General features: G+C 40.5%; 18 protein-coding genes, 1 pseudogene and 1 riboswitch. Of the genes and pseudogenes, 12 read left to right on the top strand and 7 right to left on the bottom strand.

Annotation, left to right across the window (positions count from 1 at the left end; genetic code table 11):
* Positions 1-181 (bottom strand): annotated as a pseudogene (locus BMX21_RS17465) (IS21 family transposase); the annotation flags it as partial.
* A gap of 474 nt (positions 182-655) precedes the next feature.
* On the opposite strand from BMX21_RS17465, the gene BMX21_RS19475 reads away from it, so the two are divergent.
* The 4 genes from BMX21_RS19475 (at position 656) to BMX21_RS17445 (ending at position 3,383) form a co-directional block, all read left to right on the top strand.
* Positions 656-1,192, top strand: coding sequence for a hypothetical protein (locus tag BMX21_RS19475; protein ID WP_177174103.1), 537 nt, complete (start codon positions 656-658; stop codon positions 1,190-1,192).
* Positions 1,193-1,334: 142 nt separating this feature from the next.
* Positions 1,335-1,859, top strand: a complete 525-nt coding sequence (locus tag BMX21_RS17455; protein ID WP_092046344.1) for a GNAT family N-acetyltransferase — start codon at positions 1,335-1,337, stop codon at positions 1,857-1,859.
* A 470-nt stretch (positions 1,860-2,329) separates the two neighbouring features.
* Positions 2,330-2,812 (top strand): RNA polymerase sigma factor, encoded by a 483-nt coding sequence (locus BMX21_RS17450; RefSeq protein ID WP_092046341.1) that lies wholly within the window; start codon positions 2,330-2,332, stop codon positions 2,810-2,812.
* Positions 2,802-3,383 carry a DUF4179 domain-containing protein gene (locus BMX21_RS17445; protein ID WP_092046338.1) on the top strand — a complete coding sequence of 194 codons (582 nt, stop codon included), beginning with the start codon at positions 2,802-2,804 and terminating at the stop codon, positions 3,381-3,383. Before BMX21_RS17450 ends, BMX21_RS17445 begins: the two co-directional genes overlap by 11 nt.
* Positions 3,384-3,547: 164 nt before the next feature.
* Here the strand turns inward: BMX21_RS17445 and BMX21_RS17440 are convergent, their stop codons facing one another.
* A complete protein-coding gene (locus BMX21_RS17440; protein ID WP_092046335.1) occupies positions 3,548-5,272 on the bottom strand; it encodes a methyl-accepting chemotaxis protein in 1,725 nt (574 codons plus the stop codon).
* 88 nt (positions 5,273-5,360) lie between these two features.
* A riboswitch (cyclic di-GMP riboswitch) is annotated at positions 5,361-5,436 on the bottom strand.
* 276 nt (positions 5,437-5,712) lie between these two features.
* Between BMX21_RS17440 and nspC the strand changes: the two genes are divergently transcribed.
* Together nspC and BMX21_RS17430 are read left to right on the top strand one after the other, a co-directional pair.
* The gene (gene nspC / locus BMX21_RS17435) at positions 5,713-6,936 is read left to right on the top strand and encodes a carboxynorspermidine decarboxylase (protein ID WP_092046332.1); all 1,224 of its coding nucleotides are present in this window, start codon (positions 5,713-5,715) and stop codon (positions 6,934-6,936) included.
* Positions 6,937-7,038: 102 nt separating this feature from the next.
* Positions 7,039-7,899, top strand: coding sequence for a DNA-3-methyladenine glycosylase family protein (locus BMX21_RS17430; protein ID WP_092046329.1), 861 nt, complete (start codon positions 7,039-7,041; stop codon positions 7,897-7,899).
* Between the two features lie 190 nt (positions 7,900-8,089).
* Here BMX21_RS17430 and aguB read toward each other — a convergent pair whose 3' ends face one another.
* The 3 genes from aguB to BMX21_RS17415 form a co-directional block, all read right to left on the bottom strand.
* Complete coding sequence (gene aguB, locus BMX21_RS17425) at positions 8,090-8,953, bottom strand: N-carbamoylputrescine amidase (RefSeq protein WP_092046326.1); 864 nt, start codon at positions 8,951-8,953, stop codon at positions 8,090-8,092.
* Between the two features lie 66 nt (positions 8,954-9,019).
* Positions 9,020-10,180 (bottom strand): agmatine deiminase, encoded by a 1,161-nt coding sequence (gene aguA, locus BMX21_RS17420; RefSeq protein ID WP_092046323.1) that lies wholly within the window; start codon positions 10,178-10,180, stop codon positions 9,020-9,022.
* Positions 10,181-10,353: 173 nt separating this feature from the next.
* Positions 10,354-11,676: an InlB B-repeat-containing protein gene (locus BMX21_RS17415; protein WP_092046320.1), complete on the bottom strand. Its 1,323-nt coding sequence runs from the start codon at positions 11,674-11,676 to the stop codon at positions 10,354-10,356.
* Positions 11,677-11,912: 236 nt separating this feature from the next.
* Between BMX21_RS17415 and BMX21_RS17410 the strand changes: the two genes are divergently transcribed.
* Both BMX21_RS17410 and rpe read left to right on the top strand, forming a co-directional pair.
* On the top strand, positions 11,913-12,599 hold the full coding sequence (locus BMX21_RS17410; RefSeq protein WP_177174102.1) for a YkgJ family cysteine cluster protein: 687 nt from the start codon (positions 11,913-11,915) through the stop codon (positions 12,597-12,599).
* Positions 12,600-12,665: 66 nt separating this feature from the next.
* Positions 12,666-13,319, top strand: coding sequence for a ribulose-phosphate 3-epimerase (gene rpe / locus BMX21_RS17405; RefSeq protein ID WP_022754799.1), 654 nt, complete (start codon positions 12,666-12,668; stop codon positions 13,317-13,319).
* An 86-nt stretch (positions 13,320-13,405) separates the two neighbouring features.
* Here rpe and BMX21_RS17400 read toward each other — a convergent pair whose 3' ends face one another.
* Positions 13,406-14,188 (bottom strand): SDR family NAD(P)-dependent oxidoreductase, encoded by a 783-nt coding sequence (locus BMX21_RS17400; protein ID WP_092046355.1) that lies wholly within the window; start codon positions 14,186-14,188, stop codon positions 13,406-13,408.
* Positions 14,189-14,388: 200 nt separating this feature from the next.
* Between BMX21_RS17400 and BMX21_RS17395 the strand changes: the two genes are divergently transcribed.
* Entirely contained in the window at positions 14,389-15,177 is a 789-nt protein-coding gene (locus BMX21_RS17395) for a DUF7402 domain-containing protein (protein ID WP_092046316.1), read from the top strand.
* Between the two features lie 165 nt (positions 15,178-15,342).
* Complete coding sequence (locus BMX21_RS17390) at positions 15,343-16,461, top strand: DUF4317 family protein (protein WP_092046313.1); 1,119 nt, start codon at positions 15,343-15,345, stop codon at positions 16,459-16,461.
* 44 nt (positions 16,462-16,505) lie between these two features.
* On the opposite strand, the gene BMX21_RS17385 is transcribed toward BMX21_RS17390, so the two are convergent.
* Positions 16,506-17,474 carry an AraC family transcriptional regulator gene (locus BMX21_RS17385; protein WP_022754795.1) on the bottom strand — a complete coding sequence of 323 codons (969 nt, stop codon included), beginning with the start codon at positions 17,472-17,474 and terminating at the stop codon, positions 16,506-16,508.
* 429 nt (positions 17,475-17,903) lie between these two features.
* On the opposite strand from BMX21_RS17385, the gene BMX21_RS17380 reads away from it, so the two are divergent.
* Positions 17,904-18,818: an ABC transporter permease subunit gene (locus BMX21_RS17380; RefSeq protein ID WP_022754794.1), complete on the top strand. Its 915-nt coding sequence runs from the start codon at positions 17,904-17,906 to the stop codon at positions 18,816-18,818.
* Positions 18,819-18,993: 175 nt separating this feature from the next.
* Positions 18,994-19,920 (top strand): carbohydrate ABC transporter permease, encoded by a 927-nt coding sequence (locus BMX21_RS17375; protein WP_027203610.1) that lies wholly within the window; start codon positions 18,994-18,996, stop codon positions 19,918-19,920.
* Positions 19,921-19,924 lie beyond the last annotated feature (4 nt).

Here is a 19,924-nt window from a genome sequence, read left to right as displayed (position 1 = left end):
AAAGCTGCTTCTCCAGATCTGCATCAGTTGTGCCTTCAGGTAGTGGCCAGGAGATTCCTTTTTCTTCTGCGCTTTTTACAACCTTGGACACAGTGTTTCGCGAACATGGAACTGATAGAGCAATGTTCCGTTCGCTGAATCCCAGACTTTTAAGTCTTAGGATTTCTCGATATTTGGTCATAAACTTGACCCTCCTTAAAATGAATTTACGCAATAACGCGCATATATTCATTTTAGTTAGATCAAGATAGTGGCTCAATGACACCGGTAGAGCGGCTCACACCAAAACGGAATGGTGGCTCATTTTCACCGGACAGGCGGCTCAAATAGCCCCAGATTATTCATACCTTGCGCTGAAAAAACAAGAAGAAAATAATAACTGAGTATTAAATAATGTGAAAAGCGGAGTCTGTAATACAGGCTCCTTTTTTTTTACGATAAAGTGAGTAACACTAAATAGGTATAATTCAGTTATAACGATTCTCTCTATTTGAATACGGCGCTACTGCTGATATTATCATAATTGTAAAAGCGCTGATACAAAACCTCATGTCGCGAGCAAAGCGAGTGACTAATGGTTCGAATTGATGAAGCTTGCTACATCAATTCAGGAAACTACAAACATTACACAAAGCAAATAGATGAGGACAATAACATGAATAGAGACATTTTTATAAGAAACCTTACTAAAGAAAAAATAGAGATGAGTCCCAAGGGCAGAAAAGCTGGTGAGCTTTCACCTGAAGAATTTGAGAAGTGCTATGAGAACTTTTTTGATATGATCTTCGAGATCGCTGCTACTGATGTATCTGCAGTGGAAGGTTACGGAGAATTTGATGAGAATAACAAGGCTCCTTACAAAACACTGGAAGATTTTATCCGTGCAGATATGGTAGAAGAACCTGAAGATGTTCCTGATTATTCAGAATACTTCATGTCAGAACTTGTCAGGATTCCACTGCGGCTCATCAGTAAAAATAATGATGAGCCGGTGGATTCCGGTGCTGAGGATTTTTCGGATCTCCCACTGATAGTCATTTATGAGAATCATACATTTTCTGTGCCTTATCAGCAGGAATATTTGAAATTTCTAAAGCAAGAAAAAAGAAACTCCCATTACGCCTTTGTTTTTGCAAGAAATGAAGAGTACAGGTTCTTCTGGAATAATTTTGGGAAAAACTTCCAGAGATAGAACTGTTTAACTCAAAAGATAAGAAGTTACACATAAGTTGAAAAAATCTAAAAATGCTATGTTTTATTCAGGAGAGTTTTATTCAAAATGATTTTATTAAAATTGATTTGAATAAAAATAATTTGAATAAATTGGAGGATTTATGAGTAATATTTTATTAGAAACAGACAGATTAAAAATAACAGAGATGACAATGGACATGGCGATGGATGTCCACAAGAACTCTCTGGATGAGGATATCAGAAGATTCGTTCCGGATGAAGTTTTTGAAACACTGGAAGATGCGCAGGAAACCATAGAGTTTATAATGTCTCAGTATGGCTCTACTGAAGGACCACTTATCTACGCGCTCATCACCAAAGAAGATGACAAGAACATAGGTTATGTTCAGCTTGTTCCGATTGGTGATGGAAAGTGGGAGATCGGTTACCATGTAGCAAAGCAGTATACTAAAAATGGCTATGCTACCGAGGCGGTAAGTGCCTTCCTTCCTGTGATGGCAGAAAAAGTTGGCATTTCAGAAATTTATGGTATCCGTCTTCTTGAAAACAAAGCATCAGGCCGCGTATTGGAAAAGTGCGGATTTGAAACCTTTTTCACAGGAGAAGGTCCATATCACGATGGCGTATTTGAAATAAGTAAGAGTGTTTGGAAAAAAGTGAATTGACACTTTTTAGTATGTAATGTATATTGTTTTCATTACAAAAATTAAGGAAATATACGTATGAATTTATTATTACTGACAAACAGCTTAAGACGCAGAGCAAGGAGACATAAGTTCTTGTAACTATCGCATTTATCCGCATGGTTACAGGAACGTATGTCTTGTTGCCGTGCGGTGCTGTTAATAAGTAATATGAGCAGAACCGTAATTGATTTAGCAGATTGCTTTAAATCTATTGCGGTTCTTTTTTTATCAAAAAACCATAGGAAAGGAATTAGGGCATGAAGGAAAAAATCAGTGAAGCAGTAGTAGAGATACTGGGATTAAAAGATGGGGAGGATGCATTATCATCAAGTAGTATGCAAAATTAATCGTTCAAACTTGTAACCTTTTGGACTCCACAACTGTAATAATAATATAAGGCCTTATTTGAAGTACTTAAAACCTAAAAATACTCAGAAATGAGGGACAACATGAGACTACCTGTACAGGAACTAATGAATATGTACAAGAATAATGTCTATGCCGCGGCATTTAGTATATGCAAGAATGCCAGCGATGCAGAAGACGTTGTTCAGGATACATTTCTAAAGTACTACATGACACGCAAAAACTTTGACAGTGAGCAGCATATTCGCGCATGGCTACTCAGAGTGGCAATCAATAAAGCAAAAAATATTCAGGCATCCTTCTGGCACAGAAATGGAGTACGGTTAGAAGATTATATAGAAACTCTATCTTTTGAAACGCCGGAAAGTAGGGACCTATTCGAAGAAGTTATGAAGTTGCCCGAAAAATATCGCGTTGTAGTTCACCTTTTTTACTACGAAGACTACAGCGTCAAAGAGATAGCCAATATCTTAAAGATTTCAGAAAGCAATATAAAGGTAAGATTATCGCGCGGTCGTGCAATGCTTAAAGACGCACTTAAGGAGGAATGGGAAGATGAGCAATAGAGATAATTATAAAAAAGCTTTCTCTGCATTACAGACCTCCTGCGACTTTTCATTGGAGGATGAAAAAATGGCTATATTAAAGAGGAAAGCAGTAATAAAGAACGTAGTGGCAGCAGCTGCAATATGTCTTGCAGTTATTGCATTATCAGGAACAGCATATGCAGCTAATGTTGGAGGTATCCAGAGAATCATCCAGCTTTGGATCCATGGTGATCAGACAACAGCTACCATAGAATTTGACGGTGCTGGTAATTACACAATGGAATATACAGATGAAGATGGTAATATAAGAGAATCCGGAGGCGGAGGAATAGCGATAGAGCCTGATGGAACAGAAAGACCTCTTACAGAGGAAGAGTTACTGGCAGACCTTGTTAATGATGTTGACGTGGAATACTATGATGACGGTAGAGTTATCCTGTATTTCATGGATCAGGTAGTGGATATCACTGACAAATTTGAAGATGGTCGCTGTTATGTTTTTCTTGATGGAGAGGATGAAGATCTGTACGTAACAGTCAGGTATCAGAACGGCTGGGCCATAAGCTCTGATAAGTATCCGGAATACTGATCATGCACAGCCCAAAACAATTGTGACTATCAGTGCAAGCGTTAGAAGCTGCACAACAAAAGGCGAAATGAGAACATTAAACTCATTCCGCCTTTTGACATTTTATATGCGCCATATAATCGCGCGTTTATTTATATATGATAAGACTTCAGCAAACAATAGAATTATTCAGCTGCCAGCTGGAAGAAATTCATCTTCTGGTTAAGCGAATCTGCAAGATCCTTAAGATCTGATGCTGAGTTACTGATAAGTGCAAATGTAGCATTGAGTTCTTCCATAGAAGCATTGGTCTCTTCTGTAGAGGCTGCGTTCTGCTGAGATATAGCAGAAAGCTCTGCAATAAGGTCGATAAGCTGAGCCTTGGAAGAGTTGAGCATATTAACCTTATCAGATATTGTCTGGGTGTTCTGCTCTACGCTATTAACTCCAGTTACGACGCCGTCCATATCAGACTTTGTGCTTGTAAGCTGGGAGCTTTGCTCATTGAAAGCAGCATTTAGTTCTTCTATTATTTCCATACTCTTAGTAGAGTCTGTTACGAGATCTTCTACTATCTCATTGATAGTTGTAGCAGCTGTACTTGACTGCTGTGCAAGAAGACCTATCTCATTAGCAACTACGCCGAATCCCTTACCATAGTCACCGGCTCTTGCAGCTTCGATAGAAGCGTTAAGTGACAGAAGGTTGGTCTGGCTTGATATCTCAGTGATAGAGTGAGATGCATCAGCAATCTTCTTAACAGCGTTGTTGGTAGCTTTGATCTGAGCGTCGATATCCAGCATTGAAGCCATAACAGTCTTGTTCTGTTCCATAAGGCCGTCGAGAGCTTCGACAGTTCTCTTGGCAGCAGTGAGCATCTGGGTTGTAGCACTTGAAAGGTCTTCTACGCTTACTCCGATCTCATCAATGCTATCACCCATTTCGTTAGTATTAGAAGCAGAAGTCTCTACGCTTTCAGCCTGAGATACAGCACCTTTACTGATATCACCTACAGCTTCTGCAACCTGAGTTGATACATGTGAAGCTGTTTGAGCTGATGTAGAGAGGCTATCACCTGACTTTGTAACTTCACCTGAAAGTGCAAGTGTTGCAGAGATAACTTCGTTTAGCTTGTTCTTAAGACCGTCAGCACTTCTTACAATGTCACCAAACTCATCTTTACGACTAATATTCTTACTATCAAATGATGCAGAAAGGTCTCCATTGCCAAGCTTTTCAAGACCACTTACAACGTCTTTTACAATTTTCTTTGATACAAGAAGCATTGTTAAACCGATGATGAAGCTTATTAATAGTACAACTGCGCTCACAGCATTCATTTTCATTGCAGCAGAAGAAAGACTGGATTCCACATCTTCTGTAGATCTTCCTGCAAAAATCATTCCAACTACTGATCCGTCAGAGTTTCTGATAGGGAGATAATATGCATACCAGCTGTTGCCACCAATCTCAAGATCTGTAGAAAGGTATTCACTGCCACCGCTGATAACGGTACTGGTAACTGCTTCGGAGGCGGTTGTTCCTTCCATACGAAGGCCGGTATCTGCGTCAGTCAGAGTTGTTATCTTTCTAACATTTTGGAAGAATACTGTATAAGATATTCCGGTTTTTTCACTAAGTGAATCTAGCTGACTCTGAAATATGTCATGAATAGCTATGTCACCCTTCATAAGTTCATTATCACTGTTAAGTGACCAGTCGCCTGACCATTGACTTGCCATCTCGGATACTTGTAGTGCAGATATATGAAGTTCTTCGGCAAAAGAGTCATAGTAAGCTTTTTTGACCATAGACACGCCTACAGCCGTTACAATAATAGACATAGCTATAAGCATAAGAAGAGCAGTACCGCACAATTTTCCAATAAAAGAGAATTTAGATTTCTTCATTTGTAACCTCATTCATAAAAATAAGCACGAAGGACTCCATGTCTACGTGCTTAAATGTCTGAAAGTGATCACGATTTCAGATTCATATAAATGCAACTGGCTGACATTTCAAAGTCCCTGTAGTTTTGCGTCACAGACTTTCGTCTGCTTTGCCTTTGTTTTTGTTTTCGTTAACACACAAAACGAAATTATACATATTCGCTATTTCATTGACAATATAAATAATCGACAAAATAAGTAATAGTATTTGGTAAAACGTTTGGAAAAAATATATAATCGCATAGAAATCTTTTTTGTTGTAGATCAGCCCTATCAACGATTTTACCCACATGCCGACATGTTGTATTATAAATCGTAGGCATTGCAGTGTTTTTGTGCCTAAAAACCTTATATAAATTTTGTAGATATATGAAGACATTAGAAAGAAAACGAGGTTAGCCATGGAATTTAATAATGTACCAACACCATCTTATATAATTGATGAGAAGAAGTTGAAAGAAAACCTTGAGATATTAAAAGATGTAAGCAAAAGGGCTGGTTGTAAGATACTTCTTGCCCAGAAAGCATTCTCTGCATTCTGCGAATATCCCCTTATTGGGAAGTATCTTGCAGGAGCAACTGCAAGTGGCCTTTTTGAGGCAAAACTTGGTCAAGAAGAAATGGGACTTGAAAATCATGTCTTCTCTCCAGCATATAAGGAAGACGAGATAGAAGAGATTGCAAGAATATGCGATCACGTGATTTTCAACTCTTTTGCCCAGCTAAGTAAATATGGAAAGATCGTAGCTGATATTCATCAAGATCAGAATGATAAATCTGGAAGAATCGAAGGAGCAACTTATAGTAAAGAAAGCACTAATGAGACTTCGAATCTAGGAATCGGCCTTCGCATAAATCCGGAGTGTTCCACGCAGGAAGATGCTATTTACGATCCCTGCGCACCCGGATCAAGACTGGGGATAACCTTATCTTCATTTGAAAAAGGCTTATCAGAATATGGCGATGCATTTAACTATGTTGATGGTCTCCACTTCCATACCCTTTGTGAACAAAATAGTGATGATCTTGAAAAAACTTTAAAAGCTGTGGAAGAAAAGTTTGGTAAATATCTATCACTGCCCCAGATCAAATGGCTCAATATGGGCGGTGGTCACCATATCACCCGTGCAGACTATGATAGAGAAAAGCTTATCAGTTGTATCAAAAATATAAAAGAAAAATACAATGTAGAAGTATATCTCGAACCCGGCGAAGCCATCGCCCTGAATGCCGGATATCTTGTAACACAGGTTCTTGATATTGTAGACAACGATCTTAAGATACTGGTACTTGATGCATCAGCAGCATGTCATATGCCTGATGTTTTGGAGATGCCATATCGTCCGCCGCTTAGAGATTCAGGGGAGGCTTCTGAAAAGAAGTACACCTACAGGCTCTCTTCCTGCACCTGCCTTGCAGGGGATATTATAGGCGATTATTCTTTTGACAAGGAGATACAGATAGGAGACAGGCTGGTATTTGAAGATATGGCTATATACTCCATGGTCAAGAATAACACCTTCAATGGAATGTGCCTTCCATCAATATATGCCATGGATGAAACAGGTGACGTAAGACTTATTAAGAAGTTCGGATACGAAGATTTTAAGATGAGATTGTCCTGATAACATAATAACTTACTATATGTTTGAGGATTGCTGGAGTTTTGTATAAATGTATCAATCTTCAAACACATATTTTAAAACTTATAATACTTGGAGTTTGCTATGAAGAAATTAGAGCTTAAACAGTTCGACCTTGAGCAGATTGCAGACAGCGGTCAGTGCTTTAGATGGACCAGAATTTTGGAAGATAAGGCAGGTAGTGCCACATCTGATATAGAATCCGGAAAGATTAAATATAGGATAATAGCATTTGGCAAGATCCTAAATATAGAGCAGGATATGACATCTGGCATCGTTACCATGGATTGCAGTGATACAGACTTTGATAATATCTGGAAAGATTATTTTGACCTTGATACAGATTACGGCAAGATAATAGATTGTATTCCGGAGGATGACAGTTATTTAAAACGTGCTGCCAGTGCCTGCGATGGAATCCGTATTATAAGACAGGATCCCTGGGAGACTCTTATTACCTTTATTATCTCTCAGAGGAAAAATATACCTGCCATAAAAGCATCTGTAGAGAAAATCTGTAAGGCAGCAGGAAGTGTAATAGGAGAAGCTGATGGAGAGAAGCTATATGCTTTCCCTACACCGGAGCAGCTTTCATCTTTATCTATGGATGACTTAAATGCCTGCAGCCTTGGCTACCGCGCCCAGTATATATATAAAGCAGCTCGCGCCGCTGTTGACGGAGCAGTTGATCTTGATAAGTGGAAGAGCCTTGGCGATGAAGAGCTTTTTGACAAACTGTGCTCATTGTATGGAGTCGGCAAGAAGGTTGCAAACTGCACCATGCTCTTTGGCTTCTACAGACTTGATTCATTCCCAATTGATGTGTGGATGAACAAGATACAGGATAAATATTATCCGGAAGGCTTCCCTATAGAAGCATACCGCCCTTACGGAGGAGTCATGCAGCAGTATATGTTTGCATACGAAAGAAGCATTGATTCCTGAATCAAAATGTAATTGCAGGATTTATGGAGAATAATAATGATCACTCGTTATAAATATTACGAGTGATCATTATACATTTTATTCATATGTACTTGCGACAACTTCAAATCGTGGAAGCAGTAAGGAAACATAACACTATAAATCGCCAACTGTGTGCGCCTTGCGGCGCAAGTTTTAAAAAAATAGCCTTCTACTTGTAGCATTCAGGTCGTCTATCCCTAAATACTCCCCAGCTCATACGCATATCTCTAAGTTCATCGAGATCAAAGGTCGCTGTAAGAACTTCTTCCTTGTCTCTTGATCCGTCTGCTACTATGGCACCTGTTCCGTCTGTGATAAAGGATGAACCATAGAACTTAAGGGACGAAGACTGATTATTGTTCTCTATGCATGGTGTTACGGACTCTGTTCCGATTCTATTAGCAGCTGCAACAGGCATAAGATTACAACCTGAATGCCCCTGCATACAGCGGCGCCAGTGAGGCATGGAATCTGTATCAAGAACCGGCTCTGATCCTATAGCTGTTGGATATAAAAGGATCTCAGCACCCATAAGAGCCATATATCTGGCTGTCTCCGGGAACCACTGATCCCAGCAGATACCAACACCGACCTTGCCGAATCTGGTATCCCATACTTTGAAGCCGGTATTACCCGGTGTGAAGTAGAATTTCTCCTGATAGAAATGATCATCCGGGATATGGGTCTTCCTGTATACTCCAAGTATACTGCCATCAGCATCTATCATAGCGATAGTGTTATACAGGACAGTTTCATCCTTTTCATAAAAGCTTATTGGAATGACTATTCCAAGCTCGACCGCAACCTTTTTAAAATGGTTAACGGCAGGATTGTCTGAAAGAGGAGTTGCATACTCATAGTAATCGTATCTTCTCTCCTGACAGAAATACGGGCGCTCGAAAAGCTCAGGAAGAAGGACTACGTTCGCGCCCTTTCTGGCTGCTTCACGAACAAGCTTATCTGCTTTTGCAATATTCTCATTAACGTCAGATGTCATCTGCATCTGGCATGTTGCGATAGTAACTTTTCTCATTATCGTATTATTATCCTTTTAATTATCCTTGATCGTCACTTCTATTTTTAATAAGTGGGGCTATCGTTAATTTGCCGGTATCTGCTGCGTTATACAGTGGATATTGCCGCCACCTACGATGATCTGTCTTGCAGGTATCCCTATAACTTCTCTGTCAGGGAACAGGGCTTTTAGTTTTTTGATTGCAGCCTTGTCATTAACATCTCCAAACTGGGGAACAAGGACTGCTTCGTTACAGATATAGAAATTTACATAGCTTGCTGCAAGCCTTTCGCCTACCTGCCTTGTATCTTCGCCTTCTGCAAACTCGTAACCCTCAAGTTCTTCTTCCTTGATACATACAGGCTTTTTGGGGATTAGCAGCTTGTGAACTTTGAGCTTACGGCCCTTGGCGTCCTTGGTACTTATAAGTACCTGTAGGTCAGCTGCGCTCATCTTGTACTGTGGATCATCTGTATCATCTGTCCATGCCAGGACTATTTCGCCGGGCTTTGTGAAGGCGCAGACGTTGTCAACATGTTCGTTGGTTTCATCATTATATATGCCGTAAGGGATCCAGATAACTTTCTTTGCTCCCAGCATGTTGCAGAGCTTGTCTGTGATCTTGGCTTTTGACATCTTGGGGTTACGGCCTTTGCTAAGAAGACAGCTCTCCGTAACTATAACTGTTCCTTCGCCGTCAGAATGGATAGCACCTCCTTCAAGGACGAAATCCTGAGCATCATATACATCTGTATCAAGAGCCTTACATATCTTAGATGCTGCCGCGTTATCATTCTCATAATCCGGATACAGACCGTCTATGTCTCCGCCCCAGGCATTGAACTTCCAGTCGATACCTCTTATACTGCCTCTTTTGTTAGTAACAAAAGTTGGCCCCACGTCTCTTGCCCAGCTGTCATCAGTAGGTATCACAAGGATATGTATATTGGAAGAGCCTTCTTTGAAAGATGTATCAGGTACTGCCTCTCCATTTTGTACATCGATGATATCTGCATCAAGAGATTTGGCAGCATCCTTGGCATGCTCCTTATCTGCCAGCATATACATTACTTCATGCTTGGCAATCTTTTTAGCGATCTGTGTGAAAATCTTCTGAGCTTCTATTCCTCCATAGGGCCAGGAACCGGGTCTTACAGGCCAGATCATTATTGTTCCAATATGCTTTTCGAATTCGCCAGGCATATGGAAACCGTCAGCCTTGGGCGATGTAATTAGTTTTTTCATATTTAACCTCATGTCACGAGCAAAGCGAGTGACTAATGGTTCAAATTGGTGGAGCTCGCGACACCAATTTGGGTTTGAAAATGGAACATTTTCAAACTTTCTCCGGAATCTATATATTTTGCCATAAACAATCAAACAGGAAATCTATATATGCAGATTTCCTGTTTTATCAATCAATTCTTAACCCATGATGCATGCAGTGTTACATTAGGGAATACCGTCTCATAAACAGTTGTCTTACTTCCTTCGTTGGTAGATACGTAGATTTTGCCGGTGGACGGGTCTATACTGATGTCTTCTACCTCTTTGGAGATGTCGATAGACCAGGTTCCTGCGTAATCTCCAGACATTGTGAATACGTTGACCTTCTGGTTGCCCTTCCAGTTATAGGCATCAAAACATGCTGTAAGAGCATATATAAAGTTGCCGTCTACAGTCATGCCCTGTATGCAGTAACCTTGCTGGTAGTTGGCACTTACATCTTTCCAGCCTGCTATCTCAAAATTGTAATTTACAAGGAAGAAGCATGCTTTGCCGTTATCATTTTTGCCCATTACATAATAGGCACCATTATAATAGGCAATAGCATATACATTTTTGACACCTTCTATATGGTGGGTTGTGACATAGTTAAGGTTCGAATCAACCTCCATGATATCGGATGCATATCCGGGGCGTGTGCCGCCTTCTGCGATATAGATATGTCCGTTATCTGTGTTATAGCATAGAGCATTGCCATGATCGAACCACAGGTTATGAACCTGAGCGACAGTTTTGCCTGCAGTAAGGTCGTACTTGACGAGATTGGTCTCGTAGTGGGACAGGTCGCCGGCATAGTAGCTTGCATCATTGATAGATGCTGCAAATACTACGTATCTATGGGAGTTCTGTGTGAAAACAGTTGATCCCTGAACACTCTTAAATGAATAGTTTGTATATACACTGGGCTTACCGGCGCTTATAGTCTTAAGCTTGGTAGAGCGCATATTGCATTTGCGAAGGTTGGAAACTGCCTGGCCGTTGGCATATACGTTGCCGCTGTTATCAACCCATCCTGCAAAAGTATAGCCATCTTTGGTATATGCATTAGCCCGAAGCGATGTAGTCTGATCATAGCTTATAAGCTGATCATTCATACTGCCGGATGTAGCACCATTGCCGTCAAAAGAGATCTTGAATACCTGCGGTTCCCAGGATGCATATAACTTTAAATTATCAACGCCTGTGTACATAACAGAGCCCTGATCCGCATATCCTACCCCGGTGCCGTCACTACTTGTATTCCATCCGCGGAAGCGGTAGCCGGTTCTTGTATATTTGTTGGCAGGAAGAGTAGAAACTGATGTGGTACTAAAGGCAGCAGTGCCCATCTCGCCTGTTCCACCGTTAGCATTAAATGTTACCTTGTAACTACCGGCTGCATAGACGTTTGTACTGTTACTTGAGAAAAAAACAATAACGATTATTACTGATAAGAATGCAAAGAATCTTCTCATATTTTCACCTCGTAAGTCATGTTGCTAATTGGATGAATCGATATGAGACGAGACAGGCGAAAAATCAGTAAGCCATGTCTCTAACACCAAATTCAAACAAAAAACAAGAAATTCTAGTAATATGGACGAAACGTAGTTATATTATATCATATAAGGGATAGTCATTCTTTTGTGCATATAGTAGAAATTTGCCCCTTAGAATGAACATTATTGATTTGTATAAGAGGTTCCTGGTGATGTTAAGAGATGTGAATTTTGAAGATATATCTGATGGATTTGTATATAAGCCTGATGATCTTGTAAATGTAGGTTGTAACGAGTGCATGGGCTGTAGCGACTGCTGCAGGATAACAGGAGACTCCATAATCCTTGATCCATATGACATCTACAACCTGTGCAAGGGTCTTGGCCGAAGTTTTGCAGATATGATTGAGAAGGAGATAGAGATAAGACTTGTTGATAACTTAATCCTACCCAATCTTATAACCTATGATGAAGATCATCCTGACAAAGAAGAAAAATGCGCATTTTTAAATGATGAAAACCGCTGCACGGTACATGCATTCAGACCGGGCTTTTGTCGCCTTTTCCCAATGGGAAGATTGTATGATGAGAATGGCATGCACTACTTCTTGCAGGTTAATGAATGCACAAGGCCCGGGTCTCAAAGATATCCGGTAAAACTTAGAGACTGGATAGGGATTGAAAACCTTGCCCAGTACGAGAAGTTCGTAGTAAGCTGGCATGACTTTTGTAAGAAGATGGGAGAAGCACTTACTAAAGTGCCTGAGCCAAAGAGGACTAATACTGCCAGATATATATTGCAGGTATTCTATGTAGAGCCTTACAAAGTGGGGATGTCCTTCTGGGATCAGTTTGATAGGAGGCTGGCGGAAGTGTCTGCACGCCTTGGCATAAGGTAATCTTGAATTTTAAATTCAAGATTGTATAATGAGACGTATGGTATATGGCAAAAGAAAGGATTATATATGAACATTCTTGCACCATCTATTTTATCAGCAGATTTCAAAAATCTGGGGAGGCAGCTTATCGACTGCCAGAGCGCCGGAGCGCAGTATATTCACATTGACATTATGGACGGAGTGTTCGTCCCTTCTATTTCTTTTGGACTTCCAGTTATTAAGAGCATCAGAGATGCGTCAGACGCAGTATTTGATGTTCATCTCATGATCACCAATCCCATAAGATATATCAAAGAGTTTGCAGCAGTTGGCGCAGACATCATTACTTTCCATCAGGAAGCAGCACCTGATCCATGGGCTGTTATAGAGCTGATCCATTCTTATGGCAAGAAAGCAGGCATATCCATAAAGCCCGGAACTCCTATAGATGTTCTTGAACCTTATCTTAAGAATGTGGATATGGTGCTTATCATGAGTGTAGAGCCGGGATTTGGTGGTCAGAAATATATTCCTTCATCTACAGACAAGATTCGTGATCTTAGAAATCACCTCAATACTCTTGGCCTTAAAGATCTTGATATAGAAGTTGATGGCGGCATCAAGACAGACAATGTTGAGATGGTTGTAAATGCCGGCGCCAACGTAATAGTAGCAGGCTCAGCCATCTTCAATGGCAACGTCCAGGCCAATGTCAAAGAGTTTCTGACTAAGATTGGATGATGTGGTGAACTTCCCACCTAGGCGAAGAGGCGACCCAAATGCTCTTCGAGGGTGTGGGAAGTTTGATGTATTGATAGATATGTAAATTACCCCATTTTTTTGTGCTGCTGGTGGGCAACCATGGGGATTACAAGGCTTCCTGGGAGGAGTCTTGATAATGAACATGCAAGTTTCATGCGAAGGGTAGGGACTATTACTACCTTTCTTTTTTTCATCATTTTAAGTGCGTATGATACGCAGGATGATGCAGACATGCCTTTAAGGGCGAAGACTACATTCGCAACAGCATTGAACTGTGTGTCTACAGGGCCGGGGCATAGTACTCCTATATAGGTCTTGGAGGCGCTTTTTTTTAGTTCATAAGCTATGGCTCTTGTAAGGCTTACAACGTAGGCTTTGGTTGCATAATAAGTTGCCATGTATGGACCTGCAGGGAAGAGACCTGCGGAGGAACCTATATTAAGGATATATCCGCCATCTTCCTTATCCATAAGAGGGAGCATCCTCTTAGTAAGGCGGTGAAGGGCTTTGATATTGACATCCACCATTTCTATTTCGCGCTTTTCATCGCAGTCTTCAAATCTTCCGGATAGACCAAAGCCTGCATTATTGATAAATACAGACAGCTTATTCCCCGAATCTTTGCCAAGTTCATCTTCGATAGATTCGCATAGCTTATTTATCTCTTTTTTCTTAGAAAGGTCTGCGGTATAGATACTGCTTGTACCTGCAAGTTCGCTTTGAATGGCTAGGAGTCTGTCCTTCCTTCTTGCGACCATGATTACGTGGTAGCCTTCTTTAGAAAGCTGTCTTGAAAACTCCTCGCCAAGGCCTGAGCTTGCCCCTGTTACAACTGCTATATTTCTCATATCAACCTCATTTTTATCTGTTTTTATAATTATAATATAGATCAGTGTCATGGTCTTACTCGATTTATAAAAGTCATGAATAAAAATGTTACTAATACTCAAATATCTATGGGTGAGAACATTGTGTAAATAAATGTTATAATAACAAAGTTGTTAAGTTGCAGTTAGAAAAGACTAATTCTTGTGGGGAGGATAGACATTTGAAAATTGAAGTACACGGCGCATGGGGCGATGTTATAAAGGCGCAGGATGAAGGTGATGACAGCGTGGTACTTGCATGGGAAGGCGAGTACAGGAAAGATGACTACATAGAATTTAAGGGGCTTGAGAAGGGGGCATTTTATGAACTAAAGGTAGATCCCACGATTGAGGAATCCCTTATATTTGTAACTACAGATTCCTTCAGATACACAATCCCTTTCTATGAAAAGAAGACAAGCTATAATCCCATGTCTTTTGTAGGTAACAGGCATCTTGTCAGCATCAGGAAGGCTTATGATCATGAGATCAAAGCTTACAGGAATCTATGCCTTAATCCTTGCGATCAGCATGAAGTTACAGGCGTATACCCTCATGCATCTGCCAATGTTGAGACAAGAGGTGAAGCTGTTTTTGCCGCAAGAAACGCAATAGACGGCGTCATCGAGACAAGGTCACACGGCGAGTGGCCCTATGAATCATGGGGCATCAACAGACAGGATGATGCAACTATCAAGATTGAGTTTGGTTATCCCGTTGATATTGAAGAGATCCGCCTATATACAAGAGCAGATTTTCCTCACGATAACTGGTGGATTAGGGGAACATTTAAATTCTCTGATGGAAGCACAGAAACTGTAGATATGGACAAAAAAGTCCAAAAGCCTCATATCTTCAATATAAACAAAAAGAACATAGAGTGGCTAACACTAGGAGACCTTATTAAAGCAGACGATCCAAGCCCATTCCCTGCTCTTACACAGATCGAGGTGTACGGTACCCCAGAATAAAAAGCACCAGATATCATGCCATGAATTTATAAAACAATTATAAGTATGACAATGATTTATACTCTGCTCGGGTGTAGGTGTTCCTGCAAACCCTTCAAGGACACTACTATGCCTAAGTGGGGCATCTGAAGCGATACATAACAATTCAAGGAGGATTATTTTTACGTGAACAGATCAGAACTTTTAGAGATTAAGAAGAGATTTAAATTTAAGGATTGCTCATTTAGTGGCATGGCATATGTTGTTTTTGATAATGAGGGCAAGGAGATAGAAGGCGCTGACTCTACCCGCTTTCTAACACTTGATGACGATGAACAGAAGAAGTATATATCACTTATAAGCAAAGCCTATTCATCCGCAGGCGGAGCCTTTGCAGAGGATGTAACAGTAATAGGCGATGATGCAAGACTCCTTACAGCACTTGCTCAGTCTGATATCCCTGATGCAGGACTTGTTAGAGCTTGGGCACAGCAGATCATAGACAACTATGACGCAGACGGCGAATTCGCCCTTTTGGTATTTTCGGATGCCTATGACGTACCCGCTAAGGATACAGGCAAGAACAAGACCGGAGAGTCTGAAGAAGTCTATAACTATATAGCTGCTTGCATATGTCCCTTTAAGCCTGCCAAGGGAGGCATCATGAAAACAGTTGACAATAAGCTCCATGCATCCGATGTTATCAAGGTTCTTGGTAATCCTGTTGCAGGATTTATGTATCCTTCATTTAATGACAGATCATCTGACTATGACAATATGCTCTGCGTAGTCAAGAATGACCCTGAGCGAAATATGATACGCGGTATATATGCAGCAGATGTCCCTGATTATGTCAAACCGCAGCCTAAGAAAAAAGATAAAGGAAACACTGAAGATGACGGCCTTACAACTCTGGCAGGAGAGCAGTCAGAAGATGCCTTTGCTACAGCAGATGGATACGGACTATATCAGGAGCAGGGCATAAGCCAGTCTGAAGGCGTTGATACATCGATTCGTCAGAACAGTGACGTAGAGATTCAAACAAGACCGGAGGGCTTTGGAGAGAATATCGAAACTCTCACAGAGAAGGCTATGCAGGAAAAGCTTCGCGAAGAAGCAATGATGGAAGAAGAAAGTGAACAGGTATTTGAAGGACTGAATAACTTCCACAAAGATCAGGTAGTCCTTCCTGAAGATAAGATCATAGAGCGTGATGTTAATGGACGCAAGTTCTTCCTTGTGCCGGAATCACTTATTCCGTACGACAAGCTTAAAGAGCTTCTTGATTCACTTATGAACGAGTAATTACACTAAGAATGAAGGCTGCCAATAAAAATGAAGACAGCCGCTCAGACTGTCTTCATTTTGTATAGTTTGCGATATCCTGATGGTGTGTTGCCTGTCTTTTTAAGGAACACTCTGTTAAAAGACTGGGCTGTTTCAAATCCTACCTTTGCAGAAATTTCATTTATACTAAGATCGGTTTTGGTTAGAAGCTCTTTTGAATGTTTGATCCGACAAGTATGTACATATTCTTTAAAACCGGTATTGGTATACTCTTTGAATATTCTTGAAAAATAACATGTCGAGAATCCGAACTTCTCGGACACTTCCTCAAGACTTAGATGCTCACTGTAATGCGATGACAGGTACTCACATACTTCGTTTAGCGCCTTGTTGTATTTTACAAGTTCTTTGGCGCTGTTTTGATAATCTTTCTGATCAGGCAGAGCTCCTGCCAAGAGGCTGTTGCCTACTTTCTCAAGTATCTGCAGGAGGTATGAGTACACAATAAGCTCTCTAAGTGAATTGGATCCAAAGTATGCATCATGCATCATATACAATATGGATCCTATATTCTCTGCAAGAACAGGGTCAGTCTCTGACTTTATATGTATAGGCTTGTCCAGGATGTCCTTGATAAGGGCAGTACTTCTGATATCATTGATGATCGACGGATCCAGAAGATGTACATAACCTCTGCAATCATTCATAGGAAAGAGAGTATGGATCATCTTGCTGGGGATTATCAGGATATCCCCCGGACATATTTTGTATTCAACACCCTGTATAGTGCTGATATAATATCCCCTTTCGCACTGGACGATCTCAAGGGGCTGATGATAGTGAAGTCCGAAGCATTCCTGCTTGGAGGTGTACCATATGCGAACCATGGTCCCCGGAAGATAGTCTACATATTCATATGTTCCATCATAACTTGTCCCTGTTCCGCCTATATACGGCTGCGGACGGATGGGATTCATATATCTTTCTTCTTCAGTTATGGCATTTGCGCCGGAAAAAGTTCTATTAGACATCTAATATAGCCCTCCCCTGAATATTAAACTATATTGAAAGCATATTTAATATATAAAAAGATGACTATTCCTTGACATGAATGTCAGATAAAAACATTCCTTCATTACATCCTGTAATGTAAGGAACAGTTTGCACAAATAATAATATAAAAGCCTTCGAATATCAATCCTGTTTTGCATTTATTACACAAAAAATCAGCAAAAAAGCACGTATCATTCGGAAACTTAACCACAAATTAGTAAAACGTGCGCAAGAATTGATAATGATATGACAAAAACTGAGCGATTTAAGACAAAAAATGAGAAAATCTGACGAATGCCGGATGATATATTTTTGGCATAAGAGGAATAGCTGTTAGATTTGGTAAGGCATAAAGCGATTAAGCTTATGCGATCCCATGAAAACAGCAGATATGGGGAGGTCAAAAAATGTTCAAAAATAAACGTGATAAAAGAGCGTTTATAAACTTTCTACTTATAGCGCCCTTTATAGTGCTTACTTTGATTTTTTGCTATTACCCTCTGTACGGCTGGGTATATGCATTCTTTGATTACAGACCGCCAAGGCCTATGACAATCGAGAGCTTTGTCGGACTTAAGTGGTTCAAATCCATGGTAGAGTCTCCGGTCAAGGTTCAGCAGATCCTGGGAGTACTTAGAAATACCTTCGTAATGAGTGGAATCACTCTTTCTACATCATGGATCCCTATGCTCTTTGCAGTATTTCTCAATGAGATCAGAAATACAAGATTCAGAAAGTTCGTTCAGACAGCAACGACTCTTCCTAACTTCATAAGCTGGGTTCTTGTATATTCAATAGCTTTTTCACTTTTTAACAGCACAGGTATGATGAACTCATTCCTTCAGGGACTTGGGATCATCAAGGAGCCGATCCTCTTCCTTCAGTCATCAAATCATGTATGGCTGACTCAGTGGTTATGGCTTACCTGGAAGAATCTTGGATGGGCAGCCATCATGTATATATCTGCAATCTCAAGCATAGATGAAGAGATGTATGAAGCTGCCAGAGTAGACGGTGCCAACAGATGGAAGATCATCTGGACTATAACTATCCCGAACCTGCTTCCAACATTCTTCGTACTACTTATGATCAATATCGGTAATTTCCTTTCAAACGGTATGGAGCAGTTCTACGTATTCCAGAACGCTTTCAACAAAGAATATATTCAGGTGCTTGACCTTTATGTATTCAACCTTGCGATGGGAAGCGGAAGTTACTCTATCTCAGTTGCCATCAGTATGCTCAAGAGTATCATAAGCCTTGCACTTTTGTTCTTTGCTAATGGTGTATCCAAGATGGTCAGAGGCGAAAGCATACTATAATACATAACTTTTAGACAGCGTTTTTGCAAATGTGATGCATGAGCTTATACAAGAGCTCGTACAAGAGCAGTAACAGTAGCTTTTTAAAAGGAGAAACAGAGTAATGGAAAGTATAATTCAGGAAAATGGTGATAAGCCATCAAACATGACAATAAAAAAGTCCGGAGTAAAGAAAATGGAAAAAACCGGTAAGAGCACCAAAAACAAAATGCACAGAACAACAGGCGATATAGTTCTTGAAGTGTGCTGCTACATCTTCTTCATATTCGCAGTTATTGTGTGTATATACCCTTTTTATTACATCATTATAAATACTATAAGTGCCAATGATTTAAGCCAAAGAGGTGTGATTCTCTTTTGGCCACAGCAGATACACCTGCACAACTATGCAAGTGTACTTAGGGTTGACGGACTCTTCCAGGCAACTAAGATATCAGTTTTAAGAACAGCCATAGGAGCGCTTCTCACAGTATCTGCTTCATCATATCTTGGTTATATGTTCGCTCAGAGATACATGTGGGCCAAGAAGTTCTGGTACAGACTTGTTGTAGCAACCATGTATTTCAATGCAGGTATCATCCCATGGTTTCTTACAATGAAGAACCTTCACCTTACCAATAACTTCCTGGGATACATACTTCCTGTTATTGTATCTCCCTTCTTCATCATTCTTACCAAGACCTTCGTAGAAGGAATTCCGGGAGAGCTTTCAGAAGCGGCAGAGCTTGACGGAGCAGGCGTACTTAAGACATTCTTCCATGTAATGCTTCCTGTTATGAAACCTATCATGGCTACTATCGCCATATTCGCGGCAGTTAACCAGTGGAATGCATTCCAGGATACACTCCTTCTTGTCACTGAGACAAGACTTTACAGCTTGCAGTTCCTTCTGTATCAGTATCTGAATCAGGCAAGTTCACTGTCATCACTTGCCAACAACTCAAGCTCAAATTCACTTGCCGCAGCTGCAGCTACAATGCAGACAGCAACCAGTATCCGTATGACAATTACAGTTATTGTAGTAATTCCTATCATGTTGGTATACCCGATATTCCAGAGATATTTTGTAAAGGGTATCATGATCGGTGCTGTTAAGGGCTGATATC

The organism is Butyrivibrio sp. TB (assembly GCF_900110805.1).
In the GTDB taxonomy this organism is placed as follows: Bacteria; Bacillota; Clostridia; order Lachnospirales; family Lachnospiraceae; genus Butyrivibrio; species Butyrivibrio fibrisolvens_C.
The sequence above is the reverse complement of the archived record's forward strand: the minus strand, read 5'-3'. Positions and strand labels throughout refer to the sequence as shown.